Raw genomic sequence first — 15,670 nt, 5'->3', positions numbered from 1 at the left:
CGGGGAAACCCTCGGCCATTTGGGGGTTTCCCCCCTCAAGAGGGGGGTGGGGTGTTTTAGGGACAGGCTGGGCCCCTGGGGGAGCGGGCAAGCCCGCGAACGAGCGCGGTGCGCTCGCCGGGCCTCAATGCACCGGCAATTGCAGGGTTCTCCATGCTGTATTCGCTTCAGGCACTGCGGGCGTTCGCCGCCTGGGTGGTGGTCTGCCACCATTTCATGCAGATCTTCTTCGACTTCCAAGCCTCCGGCCCCATCGGGCAACTGCTCACCGACCGCGGCGCCGCAGGCGTCGACATCTTCTTCGTCATAAGCGGGCTGGTCATCTACCTGTCGACCTGCGACAAGGCCATCGAGCCCCGCCAGTTCCTGCTCAACCGGGCGCTGCGTATCGTTCCGGCCTACTGGTTCTACACGGCGCTGATGGCAACCCTGCTGTTGGCCTTCAGCCAATGGATGCCGCACCAGGCATTCACCTGGCACCACCTGCTGCTGTCGCTGCTGTTCATCCCGGCGGAAAACCCCGGTGGCTACGGCTTGTACCCGACCCTGAACGTGGGCTGGACGCTGAACTTCGAGATGTTCTTCTACCTGCTGTTCGGCCTGGCCTTCCTGGTGCGCCAGCGTCATCACCAGTTGCTGGTCACCGCCGCGCTGCTGCTGGCCAGCGAGATACTGGGCGGGCTGGGCGTGCTCAGTCGCTTCTATAGCAACGACATCATCTACGAATTCCTGCTAGGCATCGGCCTGGGCGTGCTGCACCGTCGCGGGCTGATTCACCAGGGCCGCTGGCTGCCGTTGGCGTTGCTGGCGGTGGCAGGCCTTGCCATCTACCACCTGGACGCTTCCCGGCGCTTGCTGCACTGGGGCGTGCCGAGCGCAATGATCGTGCTGGCCTTCGTCGCCCTGGAGCCGGTGTTCCGCGGCAACCGGGTGCTCAAGGCGCTGGGCGACTGTTCGTATTCGGTGTACCTGGTCCATGTGCTGGTGCTGTACGCCGGCTGGTTCGCCAGCCAGCGCCTGCAGTTGAACCCGTACCTGGTGTTCGCCCTGTGCGTGCCGTCCATTGGACTAATGTCGTGGTTCAGCTACCAGTGGCTGGAGCGCGGCCTGTACCGGCGCATGCAGGCCTGGCTGGCGGCGCCACGGGGGCAGGCCCCTGAATATGCGCTTTCCCGAGTCAAATACTAGGACTTTGTTCGAAGGCCGGGTTGGCGTACACTTGGCCGCAAGTCTGTGAGGAACCTACATGAGCGCTATAACCATTACCGACGCCGCCCATGACTACCTGGCCGATCTGCTCTCCAAGCAGAACACGCCTGGCATCGGCATTCGCATTTTCATCACCCAGCCGGGCACCCAGTACGCCGAAACCTGCATCGCCTACTGCAAGCCGGGCGAAGAGAAGCCTGACGACACCGCCGTGGGTCTGAAGAGCTTCACCGCTTACCTGGATGCGGTCAGCGTGCCGTTCCTGGAAGACGCACTGGTCGACTATGCCACCGACCGCATGGGTGGCCAGCTGACCATCAAGGCGCCGAATGCCAAGGTGCCGATGGTCAACGAAGACAGCCCGATCAACGAGCGCATCAACTATTACCTGCAGACCGAGATCAACCCCGGCCTGGCCAGCCACGGCGGCCAGGTGAGCCTGGTGGATGTTGTCGACGACGGTATTGCCGTGCTGCAGTTCGGTGGTGGTTGCCAAGGTTGTGGCCAGGCCGATGTAACCCTGAAGGAAGGCATCGAGCGCACCCTGCTCGAGCGTATTCCCGAGCTCAAGGGCGTGCGTGACGTGACTGACCACAGTCAGAAAGAGAACGCCTACTACTGAGGTTGACGCGCTCCTACAGGGATCGCGTTGAACCCTCTTCCTTAGCAACAAAGTGTTACTGTTTCAACCCCTGCGACAACAGGCCGCAGCCCGTATTCAAAGGGCTGCAGCCGATCCTTGCCTTCGTCGGGTAGAACCCCTCGGGGTGTCGTGCCAGAATGCCCCGGTTTTTCGACCGGCCCGTCCCGAGGGCCGGCACCTTCCCTGTAAAGGATGGTTTCATGAATGATCTATATACCCGGCGCGCAGTTGTCGCCGGGATGGGCGTTCTCGGGCTTGGCCTGCTCGCAGGCTGCAGCCCGGCCCGGGGGCTCGAGTTCAAGTACGGCAAGAACATGAGCAACGAAATCCTTGGGCGCAAGTTCAGCCTCAAGGACACCCAAGGCAATGTGCGCACCCTGTCGAGTTTCTACGGCAGCATGCCGATGATCTTCTTCGGCTTCACCCAGTGCCCGGCCGTGTGCCCGACCACCCTGGCGCGCGCGGCGCAAATCCGCAAGCTGCTGCGCGGCCGCGATCGCGACCTGTTCCAGGTGGTGTTGATTACCCTGGACCCGGAACGTGACACCCCCGAAGTGCTTGATGCCTACGTGAAGGCGTTCGACCCGTCGTTCACCGCGCTGACCGGCACCCCCGAGGAAATCGCCGCGGTGGCCAAGGAATTCAAGGTGTTCTACGAGAAAGTCCCGGCCGGTGATACCTATACCGTCTCTCACTCGTCCACCAGCTACGTCTACGATACGCGTGGCACCCTGCGCCTGAGCCTGGGCCATTCCCTGACCGCCCAGGAATGCGCCGAAGACCTGGTCACCCTTATGGAGATCTGCTGAATGTCGATGCAACCGATCAAGCACGGCCTGGCTGCCCTGGTCATGATGGGCCTGGCGCTGCCGGCCCTGGCCCAGACCACCGTGAACGACGCCTGGGTGCGTGCGACTGTGCCGCACCAGCAGTCCACCGGTGCCTTCATGACCCTGACCGCCAGCAGCGACAGCAAGCTGGTGGGCGTGGCTTCGCCTGTGGCCAAGACCGTGCAGGTGCACGAGATGACCATGAACGGCGATGTGATGGGCATGCGTGAGGTCAAGGCGGTCGAGTTGCCGGCCGGCAAGGCGGTGACCCTCGACCCGAATAGCCTGCATGTGATGCTGATGGGCCTGAACAACCAGGTGAAGGAAGGCGAGAAAGTGCCGCTGACCCTGACCATCGAAGGTGCCAAGGGGGCCAAGGAAACCCTGGACGTGCAGGCCGAAGTGCGTGCGCTCAACGCCGAGGCGGGCGGCGGGCATGATCACATGCACATGAAGCACTGATCAGGCTGAACCTTTGGGGGCGCTTTGCGCCCCATCGCGACACAAGGCCGCTCCCACAGGAGAACGCGTATCCCCTGTGGGAGCGGCCTTGTGTCGCGATGGGCTGCCAGGCAGCCCCCGGTTCAATCAGCTGCGAAACTTGGGCAGCGGCCTGTCCAGGGTCAGCGAGGTCAGGGTCTTGCGGACCTGGGCCTCATCAGCCTCCAGAGCCTTGAGGCTTGCGCGGATCTTGCCGGCGGCGGGCACGTCGCCCTGCCGGTCGATCCAGTCGGCTATCTCCTTGCAGGCACTGCTCAGGCAGGCCTGGCGCTGGTTCATCAGCGACAGGAGGGTGGTGAGCTCTCTTTCGGACATGGCAGGATCCTCCATTCAGCCTTGTCAGTGTAGCAGAGGGTTAGCGCCGCACTGCTGCCTTTGCAGCAGGCGCAGATGCAGCGGCAAATGGCGGCTTCTGAGGCGCTGCAATAACTCGTTACTTATAAACAATGTGTTTAAAGCAGGTGTCGTTGCGATCTGTGCGGTATGCCAGTCGTAATTTTGAAGCGATGTACTGAAGTGCTCTGTTTCGCAGGGTTGCCCATTCGGCAATGTCCCGCCTCCATGAAGTGTATTTGTAGGAATGTTCCTGGGTCTTGGTTCGAGCCACTCACAGGCTGTGGCGCTGTTACAACTTGGATGTTGAGTGTGATACTGGATTAGCCTTAGGTTTTAGTTGCCCAAGCGATGCAAGGGTAATTCCAAAAACCTGAAAGGAGTTCACACATGAAATCTGCAATCGAGCTGTTCAAGACCGATGTAACCGGTGTCACCACCAAAGGTGTGTGCATGTGGTGAGCAAGGGGGCGGCTTTGTGCCGCCCCTTTATTTTCCTTGAGCAGGAGCACGCTTTATGGATGATCGTGGCTACCACACCATTTGGGATATCACGGGTGCTAGTGCAAAGTTGCTGAGCAATGATAGAAAATTGCATCGCTTTTTTCTGACTGCGTTGCAGGCGTCAGGGTTTAACATCATAAGCGATATGATTCACAAATTTTCCTCCGGGGGCGAGGGTGTCACCGGGATTTTTCTGTTATCGGAGTCTCACCTCTCTTACCATACTTATCCTGAGCGCGAATACATCAGTATCGATGTATACACGTGTGGAAAAAATAATGATTTGATCAATGATCGGATTTTGGGGTTTTTTGGTGCGGACGTACAGGTCAACAAAAGAACCTTGCTGCGCGGCAGTGCAGTAGCTGACCGGCTGGGAGGGGAACATGCAGTTGCTCGATAGAGGGGTGTTGAAGTTTGATTATCAGTTTCCGCTGTACAATTTTTTCTTTCCGACGCAAGCATGCAATGTCTACCAGCCGGCCCCGTATCAGTTCGCTGAGATGATGTCCGCAGCCAATCAGGCTTCGCGTTCACGCGCCTTGTACTTTCACATCCCTTTTTGTGAGGCCATTTGTTCGTTCTGCCCGTTTACCCGGGGTCTGTACAAGAGTGCCAGTGACATAGACCGCTATACACAGGCACTGATTAGCGAAATCGAGTACAAGGCGCAAGCAATGGACTTTAGGGCGGTCCCGGTCAGGGCCATATTTTTTGGCGGTGGGACACCGTCACTGCTGTCGCCGCGAAACATCCACGATATTGGCGAGGTGCTGCATCGTCATTTTGATATGTGCGATGTGCAGGAGTTTTCATTCGAGTTCAGTGTTACAAGTGTCACCGAGGAGCGCGCTCGTGCACTGGCTGCCATTGGTGTGACCCATGCGCGGTTTGGCTTGCAAACGACGGATCGCGAATGGCGACAGCTGTTCAACCTTGACCCGGACATAGGCAAAATCGAACGCACGGCCGAGCTGTTGAATAGCCAATTTGAGCATGTGCTCTGTGACATCCTTTATGGCATGAACGGCAGTAACGAGCAGCAGACGCTTGCCGACATTGACAAGGCAGTGGCGATAGGAGTCAGCAATATCGACATCTATCCCATCAACAACGCTGCAACATCCGTCAAATTGCACAGGCAGATCAAATCCCGCTTTGCAGACGTAATGCCAGCCATGCGCAAGCTCAATATGAAGTTCATGCTCGATGAGCACCTGCGCCAATATGGCTATATTCCCTACAACGGTCACGGCTATGTGCGCAGGCCCAGGGCTGGCAGTGCGCTGTTTGCCGAAGATTACTCCTTCATCTATCACGAGCATGTCTACGGCTATGCCGATCATGACCTGCTGGGCTTCGGTGTGGGGGCTATCTCGTCGGTGGCGGAGCATGTCATTACCAATATTTCATCTCGCGAAAAATACACCCGAGGCATGGCGCAAGGGGAGCACTTGTGCCAAGTGAGCAGGCATGACCCGATGCTGGATGTGGTTAAGCCGCTGGTAGTTCGCCTGGCGTATCACGGTTCAGTCGACAAACGCCTGGTTGAACTGGGCCGCATGCCCGAAGCGCTGATGCGGCGGCTTGATGAATTGATACAGGCAGGCCTGGTGCTTGAGGACTCACGGTTCTATCGGCTGACGCGGCTCGGTTGGCTCTGGTACAGCAACATCATGTTCTACCTGATGCCAGCAAGTGAGCAGGACATTCTCAGGAAGCTGGTTTTCGAGCGGCTTGATGTGCCTGGGCGAGACATCACCGAGCACGAGTTGATCTATACCGCTGGCTGAGGAAAACATAAGGTATGCACGCGCTGAATCTTAACTACGGAACGCGATCGCTGGCGTTTGGCTATGGATTTTCCAAATGTGGTGAGTTTGCTTTCGAAGCCGCGTTTGCCGTGGCCATTGTGTCCCTCACCGATGCTGATCTGCTGTTGATAGGCATCGTCTATTTTTTTCGTTACTTGCCAAGCGTCGTATTTTCCCCATTGGGTGGCTGGTTGGCAGATAACGCCGAAAAAAAGAAAACACTGTTGGCAGTCGAGGTTGCCAAAGGCCTTTTGGCGCTTGCCTTCTTTGCCTTGTTCGGCCTGTTCACCCCGGTATTACCTGTATTGGTTGGTCTTGCAATGGTCATGACGGCGCTCGAGTGCCTCTATGTGCCGACATTTCGCGCGTATTTTCCGGACATTGTCGCAACGGACCAGTTGGCCTCGGTCAACAGCGGTGTCCAGGTGATCGAGGATGCTGCCTCGATTATCGGCCCGCTGGTTTTTTCGGTCTGCGTAATAGTGCTTTCTCGCGAAGCAACGTTCTTGTTTTTTGCGACATGTCTGGTGCTGTCGGCTATCTCCATCGCCACATTGGGGCCAGGTAGGCAAAGTGCCAGGCAAGCCTTCGATGGGCGTGCCATCGTCCGCGATGCTGCACGCAGTGTATGTCAGCTAAGGGGCAGCAATGCACCGTTGTTTGCCGTTATTGGTTGCACCACGCTCTGCGCGATGTTTGCCACGTCGGTGATTCGCTTCATCCTTCCGGCTTCGGTGCTGGAGCATTTCGCTTCCGAGGCAGCGGTAGGTTACGTACTTTCATTGCTTGCAGCGGGTACTGTTCTGGGGGGCGTGCTCTACACACGTTTCAATCCGCGCACAACCGCACGAATGGTGTTGCGTTATTGGCTGCTATACGGCGCATTGTTTTTGGCTGCAGCAGTGGCGCTGCAGATCAACAGCTGGCTGTTTCTGTCGGTCTTGTTCCTGGTCGGCTTGATCGGTGCATTTGTCGATATCGCTATCGTGACCAACATCCAGTGCTTGTCGAATGAGCATGAGGTGGGCAGGAATTTTTCCCTTTATTACTTCACGGCCGTCATTGGTGATGCCGTTTCAGGCCTGGTTGCCAGTTTGGTGTTTGTGCTTGCGGGGCCGGCAACCTTCATCTGGATGACGCTGATGCTGTTCATCGCGCCTGTGCACTGGAACCTGAAAGGAAATGCCGATGACACCGACAATCGTATATAGCGTGGCGCTCGATGTTGACGCATGGGACGGTGTGCTGACTGCGCCCTTTCATACGTCAGCTAATCTCGCACTCGCTTCTGCCTTGTTCTTGACGCCGGAGTATGCGCTGCAAGCGATTGTACTTGAGGCGGTTACGCGCTGGCGTTTACCACTTTTCATTGCCTCGGAAGGTGTGAATGGCCTGGCAGACGGCGATGAGCGAAGGCTGAGCGTGCCGCTATCGGAGCCTGACAGGGCCCGGCTAATGGCGGCTGCACTCACCTTTGAACACCAGGTACTGCCTCCCTTCACACGTGCGGTTGCGTCTTTTGTCGACATGCGTCGGCCAACCTTTGCCTGCCCAGGTCACCAGGGAGGAGCCTGTTTGCAGCAGCATCCCGCTGGAGCCCGTTTCAGGCAGTTGCTGGGGCCTGAAGTGTTCCACGTGGATGTACCCCATGCAGCGCCTGAACTGGGTGATGTATTAGGCCACGAAGGCCCGGTCCAAGAGGCCGAGCAATTGGCTGCAAGGGTTTTTGGTGCTGACGATACCTGGTTCGTGCTCAATGGCACGTCCACTGCCAACAAGGTCGTTGCCAGTGCGCTGTTGGCAGCTGGCGACCTGGTGCTGATGGATCGCAACAACCACAAGTCGGTGTTTCTCGGTGCCTTGGTCCAGTGCGGCGCTTTGCCGGTGTACCTGGATAATGTGCGAGATGAGCGGGGGCTGCTGGGTGGCTACCGAGTAGGTGCCCTGGATGAGGGCCACTTGCGCAGCCGGGTGGGGCAGATCTGTGAGCGCCGGGCGGGAGAACCCAGGCCCTTTCGTCTGGCGGTAATCCAGCAGGCGACTTGTGATGGGGTGGTGGTCGATGCTGCGGCAATATTGGCGCGAATTGGGCATCTATGTGAATACGTACTGTTCGATGGCGCCTGGGCTGGGTATGAACCTTTCGTTCCCGCACTGGCCGATTTATCGCCGCTGGGCGTGCAATTGACTGACAGCTCTCCCGGCATTGTTGTGACGCAATCGGTGCACAAGCAGATGTCAGGGCTTTCCCAGACTTCACAGATTCACAAGAAAGACCAGCATATCAGCCACCTGCGCCGTTATTGCACACGGCCAATGTTCAACGCAGCATTCATGCAGCACGCTTCGACCAGCCCGTCGTATCCCTTGTTCATGTCGCTGGAAGTGAATGCAGCCATACTCGCCGACGGTGAGGGCGAGCGCCACTGGCGGCAAGCGCTGGCCACTGCGCAGGCGTTGCGCGATCAGGTCGTACACCGTTGTCGGTTGATCCGGCCACTGATGCCGCCTGTATTGCAGACTTCGCTTGAATACCAGGCGCAGGGTGTGTTGGCCATAGAGCCTGGCTTGCACTATGTCGACCCATGCAAAGCCATCTTCACCACCCGAGGGCAGTCAGAGATTCCGGCATGCATTGTTGCCCAGTATCTGCGAGATTGCGGTTTTACTCCGGAGAAAACAGACTTCTTCACGTTTACCCTGCTGATGACACCGTCCAGCGACAGTGCCACCTTGAACAGGTTGGTGGGCGCTTTGGAGGATTTCGAAGCGCATTGGCTCAATGGCACTGCGGTGCTGCAAATGCTGCCGTCGCTACGTGCGGCTTCGGCACCCTATCAGGGCCTGTCCATCGCTGAGCTAGGGGAGCGCATCAGAGCGCTCTATCGCATACATCAGGTTGAGCTGCGGCAGAGTGAGATTTTCAGTGCCATGGGCGCTGCGCAGGAAAATTGCTCCCCTTACCAGGCCAACCAACGGTTCGTGCGTGGAGAGGCCAGCTTGCAGAGGATCTCGGAGGTTGCAGGCAGGGTTGCGGCCGAAGGCGTTATTCCCTACCCACCCGGGATCATGTGCATCGCTCCCGGTGAGTGCTGGACAGCTACGTTGGTTGGCTATCTGCAAGCAGTGGAGGATTTGTCTGCGCAGTACCCCGAATTCGCGCCGCACATTCAGGGTGTGCACAGGATTGGCGATGCCGATGGTTCGGTCTTGTTCGGAGTGTTCGTGCTTGACTGAACGCTCTCAACCGCTGGGTGGCGCACTCACGCAACCGCAAGGTCAAGGACGTAAGTTCATTCACGTCGACATGGACTCCTACTTCGTCGCCGTCGAACTGCTGGATGCCCCATGGCTGCGTGGGCGGCCGGTCGCTGTCGGTGGCAAGGCGATAGACAGGGGAGTGATCAGTACATCCAACTATGTTGCCAGGCGGTTTGGTGTCAGAAGTGGAATGGCAACTGCCACTGCGCAACGTCTATGTCCTGATTTGGTGCTATTGCCTGTGCGCTTCGAGCGGTATGAGGCAGTGACTCGCAGGCTGGAGGACATTTTTCGGCGCTATACCCCAGGCGTCGAGTTTTTCTCGCTGGATGAGGCCACGCTGGATGTGACAGGGCAGATGCACTGCAACGGTTCGGCAACGCATATGGCAAGCCGCATCCGGGCTACGATCGAGCAGGAACTGCAGTTGACAGCCTCCGCGGGTGTCGCGCCTTTGAAGTATCTGGCGAAAATGGCTTCGGAAGTGAACAAACCCAATGGCCAGTTCGTCATTGCACCCGATCAGGTGCAGGCTTTTCTCGCCAATGTGGATATTCGCAAGATCCCTGGGGTGGGGCCCAGGACATGGGGCGTGTTGCAGGCTTTAGGATGTCTGAAATGTACTGATGTTACTGACGACATGATACCGGCTCTGTTGCGGCACCTTGGTGCGCACGGTTTCTATGTGTGGGAGCGTTGCCGAGGCTTGGAGGGCTATGAAGGGAAGCCCGGAGGTGTCCAGTCCTTGGGAGTCGAACATACGTTGCCCAGCGACTGTGATGACTTTGCCAGTTGTGCCAGAGAGCTGGATGGATTGCTGGCGGCCTTAACCATCCGCCTGGAAGCGCTTGGCCCTACGCCGCCCATTGTCAGGAATCTGGTCAAACTCAAGTTCTCCGATTTCTCCATTGCCAGTGCCGAGGCGCCCGCCCTGACTTTACAGCCGCAGGTCATACAGGGGCTATGTCGCATGCTTTGGGATACCAAACGGCAAGGGCGAGCGGTGCGTCTGGTAGGTGTTGCCGTCAGGATTCGAAGGAGTCTGCCGGACCCCTTGCAGCTCGAGCTGGCGTTTTGAGTCGCTCGGTTGGCACGATCGAATGAACACATGCTTGCCGATAGGCCCCCGGCGACACCCCGTAAGCCTGCTTGAACTGCCGGCTCAAATGGCTCTGGTCGGCAAAGCCCAGGTCGAACGCCACGTCCGATGCAGCCCAGCCACGCTTGAGCATTTCCCGCGCACGGGCCAGGCGCCGCTGTTTCAACCAGGCATGTGGCGGCAGGCCGGTGGCCTGGCGGAACACCCGGGCGAAGTGGAACGGTGACAGGTTGACAGCCGCCGCCAGAGCTTCGAGCGAGGGTGGGTCGGCCAGTTGGCTTTCCAGCAGCTCACGGGCGCGGGCCACTGCCAGCGGTTCGTGGCCAGGGGCGGCAGGTTCGGCGCATTGCCCGTGCCGTTGCACCAGGGCCAGCACCGCCTGGCGCCAGGCGGTCTGCTGCTGCAGGGCACTGGCGCCGGCTTCGGACAGCTGGTGCAACTGGCTGAAGGCAAGCGCCAGAGCCGAGTCGTGGATCACGCTGTCCTTGAAGCTGGGCATGCCGTGGCGGCCCAGTTCCAGTTCGTCGAGCACCCCGGTTACCCGTTCATGTTCAGGGTAGAACCCTCGGTAGCGCCAGCCCGCTTCGTGGGCGGTGGCACCGGTGTGCAGCTCGTCGGGGTTGATCAGCACCATGCTGCCGACCGGCGCCAGGTGCTCGCTGCCGCGATGCCAGAAGCGCTGGGCGCCCGACTCGATCACGGTGAACACATAGCCTTCATGCACATGCGGTGCGAAGCGCTGCTGGAAATAGCGCGCGTGCAGCATCTCGACGTCGCCCAGTGCCGGCGCCTGCCAGAGGTGTGTCTGTTCGCGCAGGGGCGTGCTCATGCCAGCCAGCTGCGCAAGAGGAAGAAGATCAACATGCTCACCAGCATGCTCAGCAACACGCTGCGGGTCAACAGCACCAAGGCGATGGCCACCAGCGAACCCAGCAGGTAAGGGTTGAGCAGGCTCAGGTCCAGCTGGTGCTCGGGCATGAAGATGATCGGGCCGCATATCGCGGTGAGCATGCCTGGCACGGCAAAGCCGAGGAACTGCCTGGCGTTGGAGCTCAGGCGCAAGGGCAGGCGCGGCTCCAGGAACGCATAGCGGTTGAGGAACACGATGGCGCCCATGGCAAGAATCAGGACCCAGGTCATGCGCGGGCTCCGGCGAATTTCTGGCAGACGAAACCGGCGCTCATGCCCAGCAGGCCTGCGGCCACCAGGGCGGTTTCCCAGTGCCAGTAGCTGAACAGCACCGAACAGAACAGCGACACTGCCACGCATACAAGTGTGGCCAGGTTGCGCACCAGCGGCGCGATCAGGGCGACGAAGGTGGCGACGATGGAAAAGTCCAGGCCGAGCTGGTCCAGGTGCGGAATGTTCTGCCCCAGCAGGATGCCGGCCAGGGTGAACAGGTTCCAGGCGACGTAGAAGGTCAGGCCCACGCCCAGGGCGTACCAGCGGTTGAACTGCTGCTGGTCGTACTGGCTGGTCAGGGCGAAGAACTCGTCGGTGAGCAGGAAGCCCAGGCCCAGGCGCCAGCGCAGCGGCTGGCTGGACAGCACCGGGCGCATCGTCAGGCCATACAGCAGGTGCTGCGAGGTCAGCAGCAGGGTAGTCAACAGGATCGACGCCAGGTTGGCGCCGCCCTTGAGCATGCCAATCGCCACCAGTTGCGCGGCACCGGCGAAGACGATGGCCGAAAGCCCTTGCCCCTCCCAGGCGCTGAGGTTGGCCTCGATGGCCATGGAGCCGGCCAGCAGGCCCCAGGGGGCGACGGCCAGGGACAACGGGAGAATGGCGATGGCGCCGTGGAGAAAGGCTTGGCGGGCGATGTGGGGCATGGTGGCTGCAGTGCGTGTACGTGGCAGGCCAGCATGCCAGACGGGGCGGGGGATGGCTTGAACGATCTTGCTATGCCTGGCACGGTCCCTTGTAGGAGCGCCCTTGTGTCGCGATGGGGCGCGCAGCGGCCCCAGGATTTCAGCTTCGCCGCAGATATTGCCGGGGCCGAGATCGGAAGCTGCGCGCCCCATCGCGACACAAGGCCGCTCCTACACAGAAACCGTGTCCGTGTTACGGACGGCTGGTCAGGTGCTGCTGCGCCGTCACGCAGCCGTTGGTGTCCACGGCCTTCTGCAGCAGGCTCTGGCGGTGCTGCGGGTCCAGGTCGCCGAGAAGGCGGTATACCTCGGCCTGGTAGTCACGCTGGCGTCCCCACTGCATTTCCAGGCCTTGTGGCCGGTTGCGGTTGCAGGCCAGGTGCGTGGCCGGTTGCGGGTAGTAGGGCGCATACACGGTGGCCATGTTGGGGATGGCCTCCAGCGCAGTACGGTACTCGCTGCTGGCGTTGTAGGGAGGGCACCAGGTGGCGATGGCCGGCGCCGGTGCGGCAAAGCCCTGCCTGAGGCTGGCTTCGAGCAACGGGCAGGCGGCATCCGGGATTTGCGCGGCGGGCAGGTAGGTCATGTAGTACAGCGCCAGGCGGTACTGTGCGACCGGGTGGCCCAGCTCCACGGACTTTTTCAGCAAGGCGACCGCGGTGGGCAGGGTATGGGCCATGGCCTGGCCCTGGCGGCTGAGCTCCGGGTCGCCGCCGACGGTCGTACGCAGCGTGCTGGCGCCGTCGTCCTGGTTGTCGGCCTGCTCCAGCAGGGGCAAGGCCTGGCGGTAGAGCAGGTCGGCATGAGGGTCGATGCGCACTTCCAGCGAGTGCGCAGCCAGTGGCATCAGGGCGATCAACAGTGGGGGCAAGCGAAGCATGCGGCTCACAGGCAAGCCCCAAGGGGTGCCAGGTACTGATGGATGGCTTCGATGTTCATGGCGGTCAAGCGTGCGCCTCGGGCAGATCGGAACGACGGCCTATTCTAGCCACCCAAAGGGCCTGGCCGGAAGACCACCCGGCAACTGTCAGACGAGCTTGATCGGTGTGACCTTGCGCTGGGCATGTTTTTCCTGGGCCAGGCCAAGCTTGGCGGTAATGACCTTGGCCAGGGCATTGTTGCCCAGATCGTTCAGATGCAGGCGATCAATGAACAGGTCGGCGCCGAACACCGGAGAGCTGCTGAGCATGCAATTCATGTCGTAGCAAGGCACCGGGTCGGCCTGGCTCTTGATGCGGCGGAAGAAGGCCGAGTGCAACTGGCTGTCGAATGCGCCGTCCAGCAGCCGGTCGAAATTCGCCGGTTGCCGCTGCAGCGCATTCAGCATTGCCTCCTCGCCAGCGGGCAGGCTATCCCGGCACCAAGGCAGCAACGGCTGCAGGATGAAGGTGAGGGTGGAATGGCTGTCTGCCAGCAGCCGGTCCCATTGGCGCAAGGTCCGGCCAATGTTGTCGGCGGCTCGGGTGAGGCGCTTTTCCGGAGGCGACAGCGACCAGGTGGCAGGTGTCACGGCCGGGGGCGTGGCCAACGCCTGACCGATGCGCCGCCACAGCGATTGCCGGCGTGGCGTTGTCGTGGGCTGCATGCCTTCGCTGAAACTGTTGAGAAAGTCCTGATAGGCCTTGGCTTGCCGCGGGTCGTTCAGGCTGGCGAGGACTTCGCAGAGGGCTTCGTGGGCCAGGGTGTTGAGGCCGCTTAGCACCACCACATGGCCAAGCTGGCCAAGGCGGTGCTGGTGGGTCAGGAACATCAGCAGCTCCTGGCTCGCATTGAGCCCGCAGCCGGCCAGGCTCAGCCAGACTTCGCCAGTAAGCATCGACAGGTGCGAGGCCACCGTGTGTTCGTCGGAGCTGGCTCCGATGCCCAGCGCGGCGGAACCGCCGACCAGCAGGTTGATGCGTGATGCACCACCGCGTTCGGCTACCGAAAAACGCTTGCCGGCGCAATGGCTGTAACGCAGGCCCAGGGCATCGGTATTGATGGTGCCGGAGCGGTAGCCCGTTTCGTGCACATGCACGGTGTGCGGTGCACGCCGGCTGCCCAGCAGCAGAAAGCGCTGGTAGTCCTGTTGCAACGGCGAAGGTGAACGGCTCGTGTCAATCGCAGTCATGGGTTCTCCTTCTCTCGCAGCGGGCACCGCGCATCACATTCAGGCCGCCAGCTCCCTGACGTTGTACAGCAGGCCGCCGGCGGCAATCAGCAGCAGGGCGACCCCCGAGGCCAGGCTGATCATGCGGTTGCTGCGTTGCGAGGCGATCTTGCCAATTGCGAAGATGTAAAGGCTGAGCACGGCAAAATCGATGGCCACCCACAGCAACGACAGCACCACCATGCTCTTGCCGAATGACTCGGTGATCTGGATGAACTGCGGGAAGAAGGCGATGAAGAAGATGATGTCCTTCGGGTTGGAGATGCCCACCATGAAACCTTGCAGCAGCCCGCCGCGGCCAGGCTTGGCGAGGTCGCTTGGCGCCTCGGCTGCAGGCGCCTGCAGGGCTTCCCGCAACGTGCCGACGGCGATGTAGCCGATGAACAGGCAACCCAGCAGGCTCATGGCGCTGAGCCAGGCCTTGTCGATGGCGGCGCTGGTGAGAATGATCCAGGCCGCTGCGCCGATCAGCACCAGTGATGCCCAGTTGGTGCCGACAGCGGTGAACATGGCCTTGCGTGAGCCGGAGGCGGCCGCGGTGTTGACGATCAGTGCCACCACCGGGCCGGGGGTGGCGATCAGTAGCAGGACAGTAAGGGCATAGGTAGCGGTGAGTGCGGTATTCACGGTCAGGTCTCGATCAGTATGTCGGGTGTTGCCGGCTGTACGGCATGGGCGTGGAACGGGCAGCGGGACGGGTTGAGCGACCCTGCCTCCTGCAGTTGGTACTGCTTCCACTCGTAGTTGTCGGCATCGCCGAAGAAGCCAAGGGTGTCGGGCATGACGCCGTCGTTGTAGTGGTGCACGCGCTCGCGGATGCGTTCGCGGATACGATGGCCGCTCTCGGTGTTGACGTTGGCCACTTCGTCGAAGTTCGCCCGCGGGTTGATGACGAAGGTGATGTGTGGCCCCAGGTTGCGGCTTTTCATCTGCTGGTGGCCGGGGAAGTTCATGTTGATGAACAGCGGCATGCCGGCAAAGCAGAACGACCAGGCATTGTCGTCGGGGTCGGTCGGGATGCCCAGCGGCCAGGGATGCGGGTCGCGCGCGTGCACACCACGCAACACCTTCCAGGCCAGCGCCTGTTGCTCGGCCAGGGTGTAGTCGGCGGCGGTTTCGAGAAACACCACCAGTGGGCTGCCGATACGCTGCTTGGGTGGGATAGGTGCGACGGTGCGCACGTAGTCGGCCAGGCCCATGGCGATGTCATCGGCCAGTTGCCCGGCCCGGGCGAAGAGGATGTGGCAGGTTGCGCCGTTTACCGCCTTGCGGCCGAACAGGCAGGGAAACTCGGGGTTGGCGAGGACACTGCGAAAATGTTCTACGGCTTTGCAGGTCCAATGTCGCGTGTTGCGCACATGGTCAGCGGCCAGCTCTAGCGCATCCAGGCGATAGCAAGTTCCATAACCCGTCGACATGATTTCCCCAGGCGTAAATTTGATGAACGTTCAAGTCACAT

General features: G+C 60.5%; 17 protein-coding genes. 9 read left to right on the top strand and 8 right to left on the bottom strand.

What is annotated here, in order from left to right:
* Positions 1-153: 153 nt before the first annotated feature.
* The 4 genes from ACLCGK_RS13125 to ACLCGK_RS13110 all read left to right on the top strand — a co-directional run bounded on the left by ACLCGK_RS13125 (position 154) and on the right by ACLCGK_RS13110 (position 3,144).
* The gene (locus tag ACLCGK_RS13125) at positions 154-1,188 is read left to right on the top strand and encodes an acyltransferase family protein (protein WP_410952157.1); all 1,035 of its coding nucleotides are present in this window, start codon (positions 154-156) and stop codon (positions 1,186-1,188) included.
* A gap of 58 nt (positions 1,189-1,246) precedes the next feature.
* Complete coding sequence (nfuA, locus tag ACLCGK_RS13120; RefSeq protein WP_003250416.1) at positions 1,247-1,831, top strand: Fe-S biogenesis protein NfuA; 585 nt, start codon at positions 1,247-1,249, stop codon at positions 1,829-1,831.
* 221 nt (positions 1,832-2,052) lie between these two features.
* Positions 2,053-2,661, top strand: a complete 609-nt coding sequence (locus ACLCGK_RS13115) for an SCO family protein (RefSeq protein ID WP_024086651.1) — start codon at positions 2,053-2,055, stop codon at positions 2,659-2,661.
* Positions 2,662-3,144 (top strand): copper chaperone PCu(A)C, encoded by a 483-nt coding sequence (locus tag ACLCGK_RS13110; protein WP_410952156.1) that lies wholly within the window; start codon positions 2,662-2,664, stop codon positions 3,142-3,144.
* A 126-nt stretch (positions 3,145-3,270) separates the two neighbouring features.
* Here the strand turns inward: ACLCGK_RS13110 and ACLCGK_RS13105 are convergent, their stop codons facing one another.
* Entirely contained in the window at positions 3,271-3,498 is a 228-nt protein-coding gene (locus ACLCGK_RS13105; protein WP_003260451.1) for a hypothetical protein, read from the bottom strand.
* 535 nt (positions 3,499-4,033) lie between these two features.
* Between ACLCGK_RS13105 and speD the strand changes: the two genes are divergently transcribed.
* From speD to dinB, 5 genes are read left to right on the top strand one after another with little or no spacing between them, the layout of a single operon-like run.
* Positions 4,034-4,423 (top strand): adenosylmethionine decarboxylase, encoded by a 390-nt coding sequence (speD, locus tag ACLCGK_RS13100; protein WP_013971951.1) that lies wholly within the window; start codon positions 4,034-4,036, stop codon positions 4,421-4,423.
* On the top strand, positions 4,407-5,813 hold the full coding sequence (locus tag ACLCGK_RS13095; protein WP_013971952.1) for a coproporphyrinogen-III oxidase family protein: 1,407 nt from the start codon (positions 4,407-4,409) through the stop codon (positions 5,811-5,813). Before speD ends, ACLCGK_RS13095 begins: the two co-directional genes overlap by 17 nt.
* Before the next feature lie 14 nt (positions 5,814-5,827).
* Positions 5,828-7,045 (top strand): MFS transporter, encoded by a 1,218-nt coding sequence (locus tag ACLCGK_RS13090; protein WP_410952155.1) that lies wholly within the window; start codon positions 5,828-5,830, stop codon positions 7,043-7,045.
* Entirely contained in the window at positions 7,023-9,071 is a 2,049-nt protein-coding gene (locus tag ACLCGK_RS13085; protein WP_410952154.1) for an ornithine decarboxylase, read from the top strand. Before ACLCGK_RS13090 ends, ACLCGK_RS13085 begins: the two co-directional genes overlap by 23 nt.
* Positions 9,064-10,173 (top strand): DNA polymerase IV, encoded by a 1,110-nt coding sequence (dinB, locus tag ACLCGK_RS13080; RefSeq protein ID WP_024086653.1) that lies wholly within the window; start codon positions 9,064-9,066, stop codon positions 10,171-10,173. The genes ACLCGK_RS13085 and dinB overlap by 8 nt, the downstream gene beginning before the upstream one ends.
* On the opposite strand, the gene ACLCGK_RS13075 is transcribed toward dinB, so the two are convergent.
* The 7 genes from ACLCGK_RS13075 to ACLCGK_RS13045 form a co-directional block, all read right to left on the bottom strand.
* Positions 10,121-11,023, bottom strand: a complete 903-nt coding sequence (locus tag ACLCGK_RS13075; protein ID WP_410952153.1) for an AraC family ligand binding domain-containing protein — start codon at positions 11,021-11,023, stop codon at positions 10,121-10,123. The two genes, dinB and ACLCGK_RS13075, sit on opposite strands and share 53 nt — an antisense overlap.
* On the bottom strand, positions 11,020-11,334 hold the full coding sequence (locus ACLCGK_RS13070; RefSeq protein WP_003260448.1) for an AzlD domain-containing protein: 315 nt from the start codon (positions 11,332-11,334) through the stop codon (positions 11,020-11,022). Before ACLCGK_RS13070 ends, ACLCGK_RS13075 begins: the two co-directional genes overlap by 4 nt.
* On the bottom strand, positions 11,331-12,023 hold the full coding sequence (locus ACLCGK_RS13065; protein ID WP_013971958.1) for an AzlC family ABC transporter permease: 693 nt from the start codon (positions 12,021-12,023) through the stop codon (positions 11,331-11,333). Before ACLCGK_RS13065 ends, ACLCGK_RS13070 begins: the two co-directional genes overlap by 4 nt.
* Before the next feature lie 232 nt (positions 12,024-12,255).
* Positions 12,256-12,951, bottom strand: coding sequence for a sel1 repeat family protein (locus ACLCGK_RS13060; RefSeq protein WP_409280029.1), 696 nt, complete (start codon positions 12,949-12,951; stop codon positions 12,256-12,258).
* Between the two features lie 138 nt (positions 12,952-13,089).
* Positions 13,090-14,172, bottom strand: coding sequence for a hypothetical protein (locus tag ACLCGK_RS13055; protein WP_410952152.1), 1,083 nt, complete (start codon positions 14,170-14,172; stop codon positions 13,090-13,092).
* A 39-nt stretch (positions 14,173-14,211) separates the two neighbouring features.
* Positions 14,212-14,838 carry a LysE family translocator gene (locus ACLCGK_RS13050; RefSeq protein WP_367069924.1) on the bottom strand — a complete coding sequence of 209 codons (627 nt, stop codon included), beginning with the start codon at positions 14,836-14,838 and terminating at the stop codon, positions 14,212-14,214.
* 2 nt (positions 14,839-14,840) lie between these two features.
* Complete coding sequence (locus ACLCGK_RS13045; protein WP_410952151.1) at positions 14,841-15,629, bottom strand: YqcI/YcgG family protein; 789 nt, start codon at positions 15,627-15,629, stop codon at positions 14,841-14,843.
* Positions 15,630-15,670: the final 41 nt, after the last annotated feature.

The sequence above is a fragment of the Pseudomonas sp. S1(2024) genome, assembly GCF_046557535.1.
The sequence above is the reverse complement of the archived record's forward strand: the minus strand, read 5'-3'. Positions and strand labels throughout refer to the sequence as shown.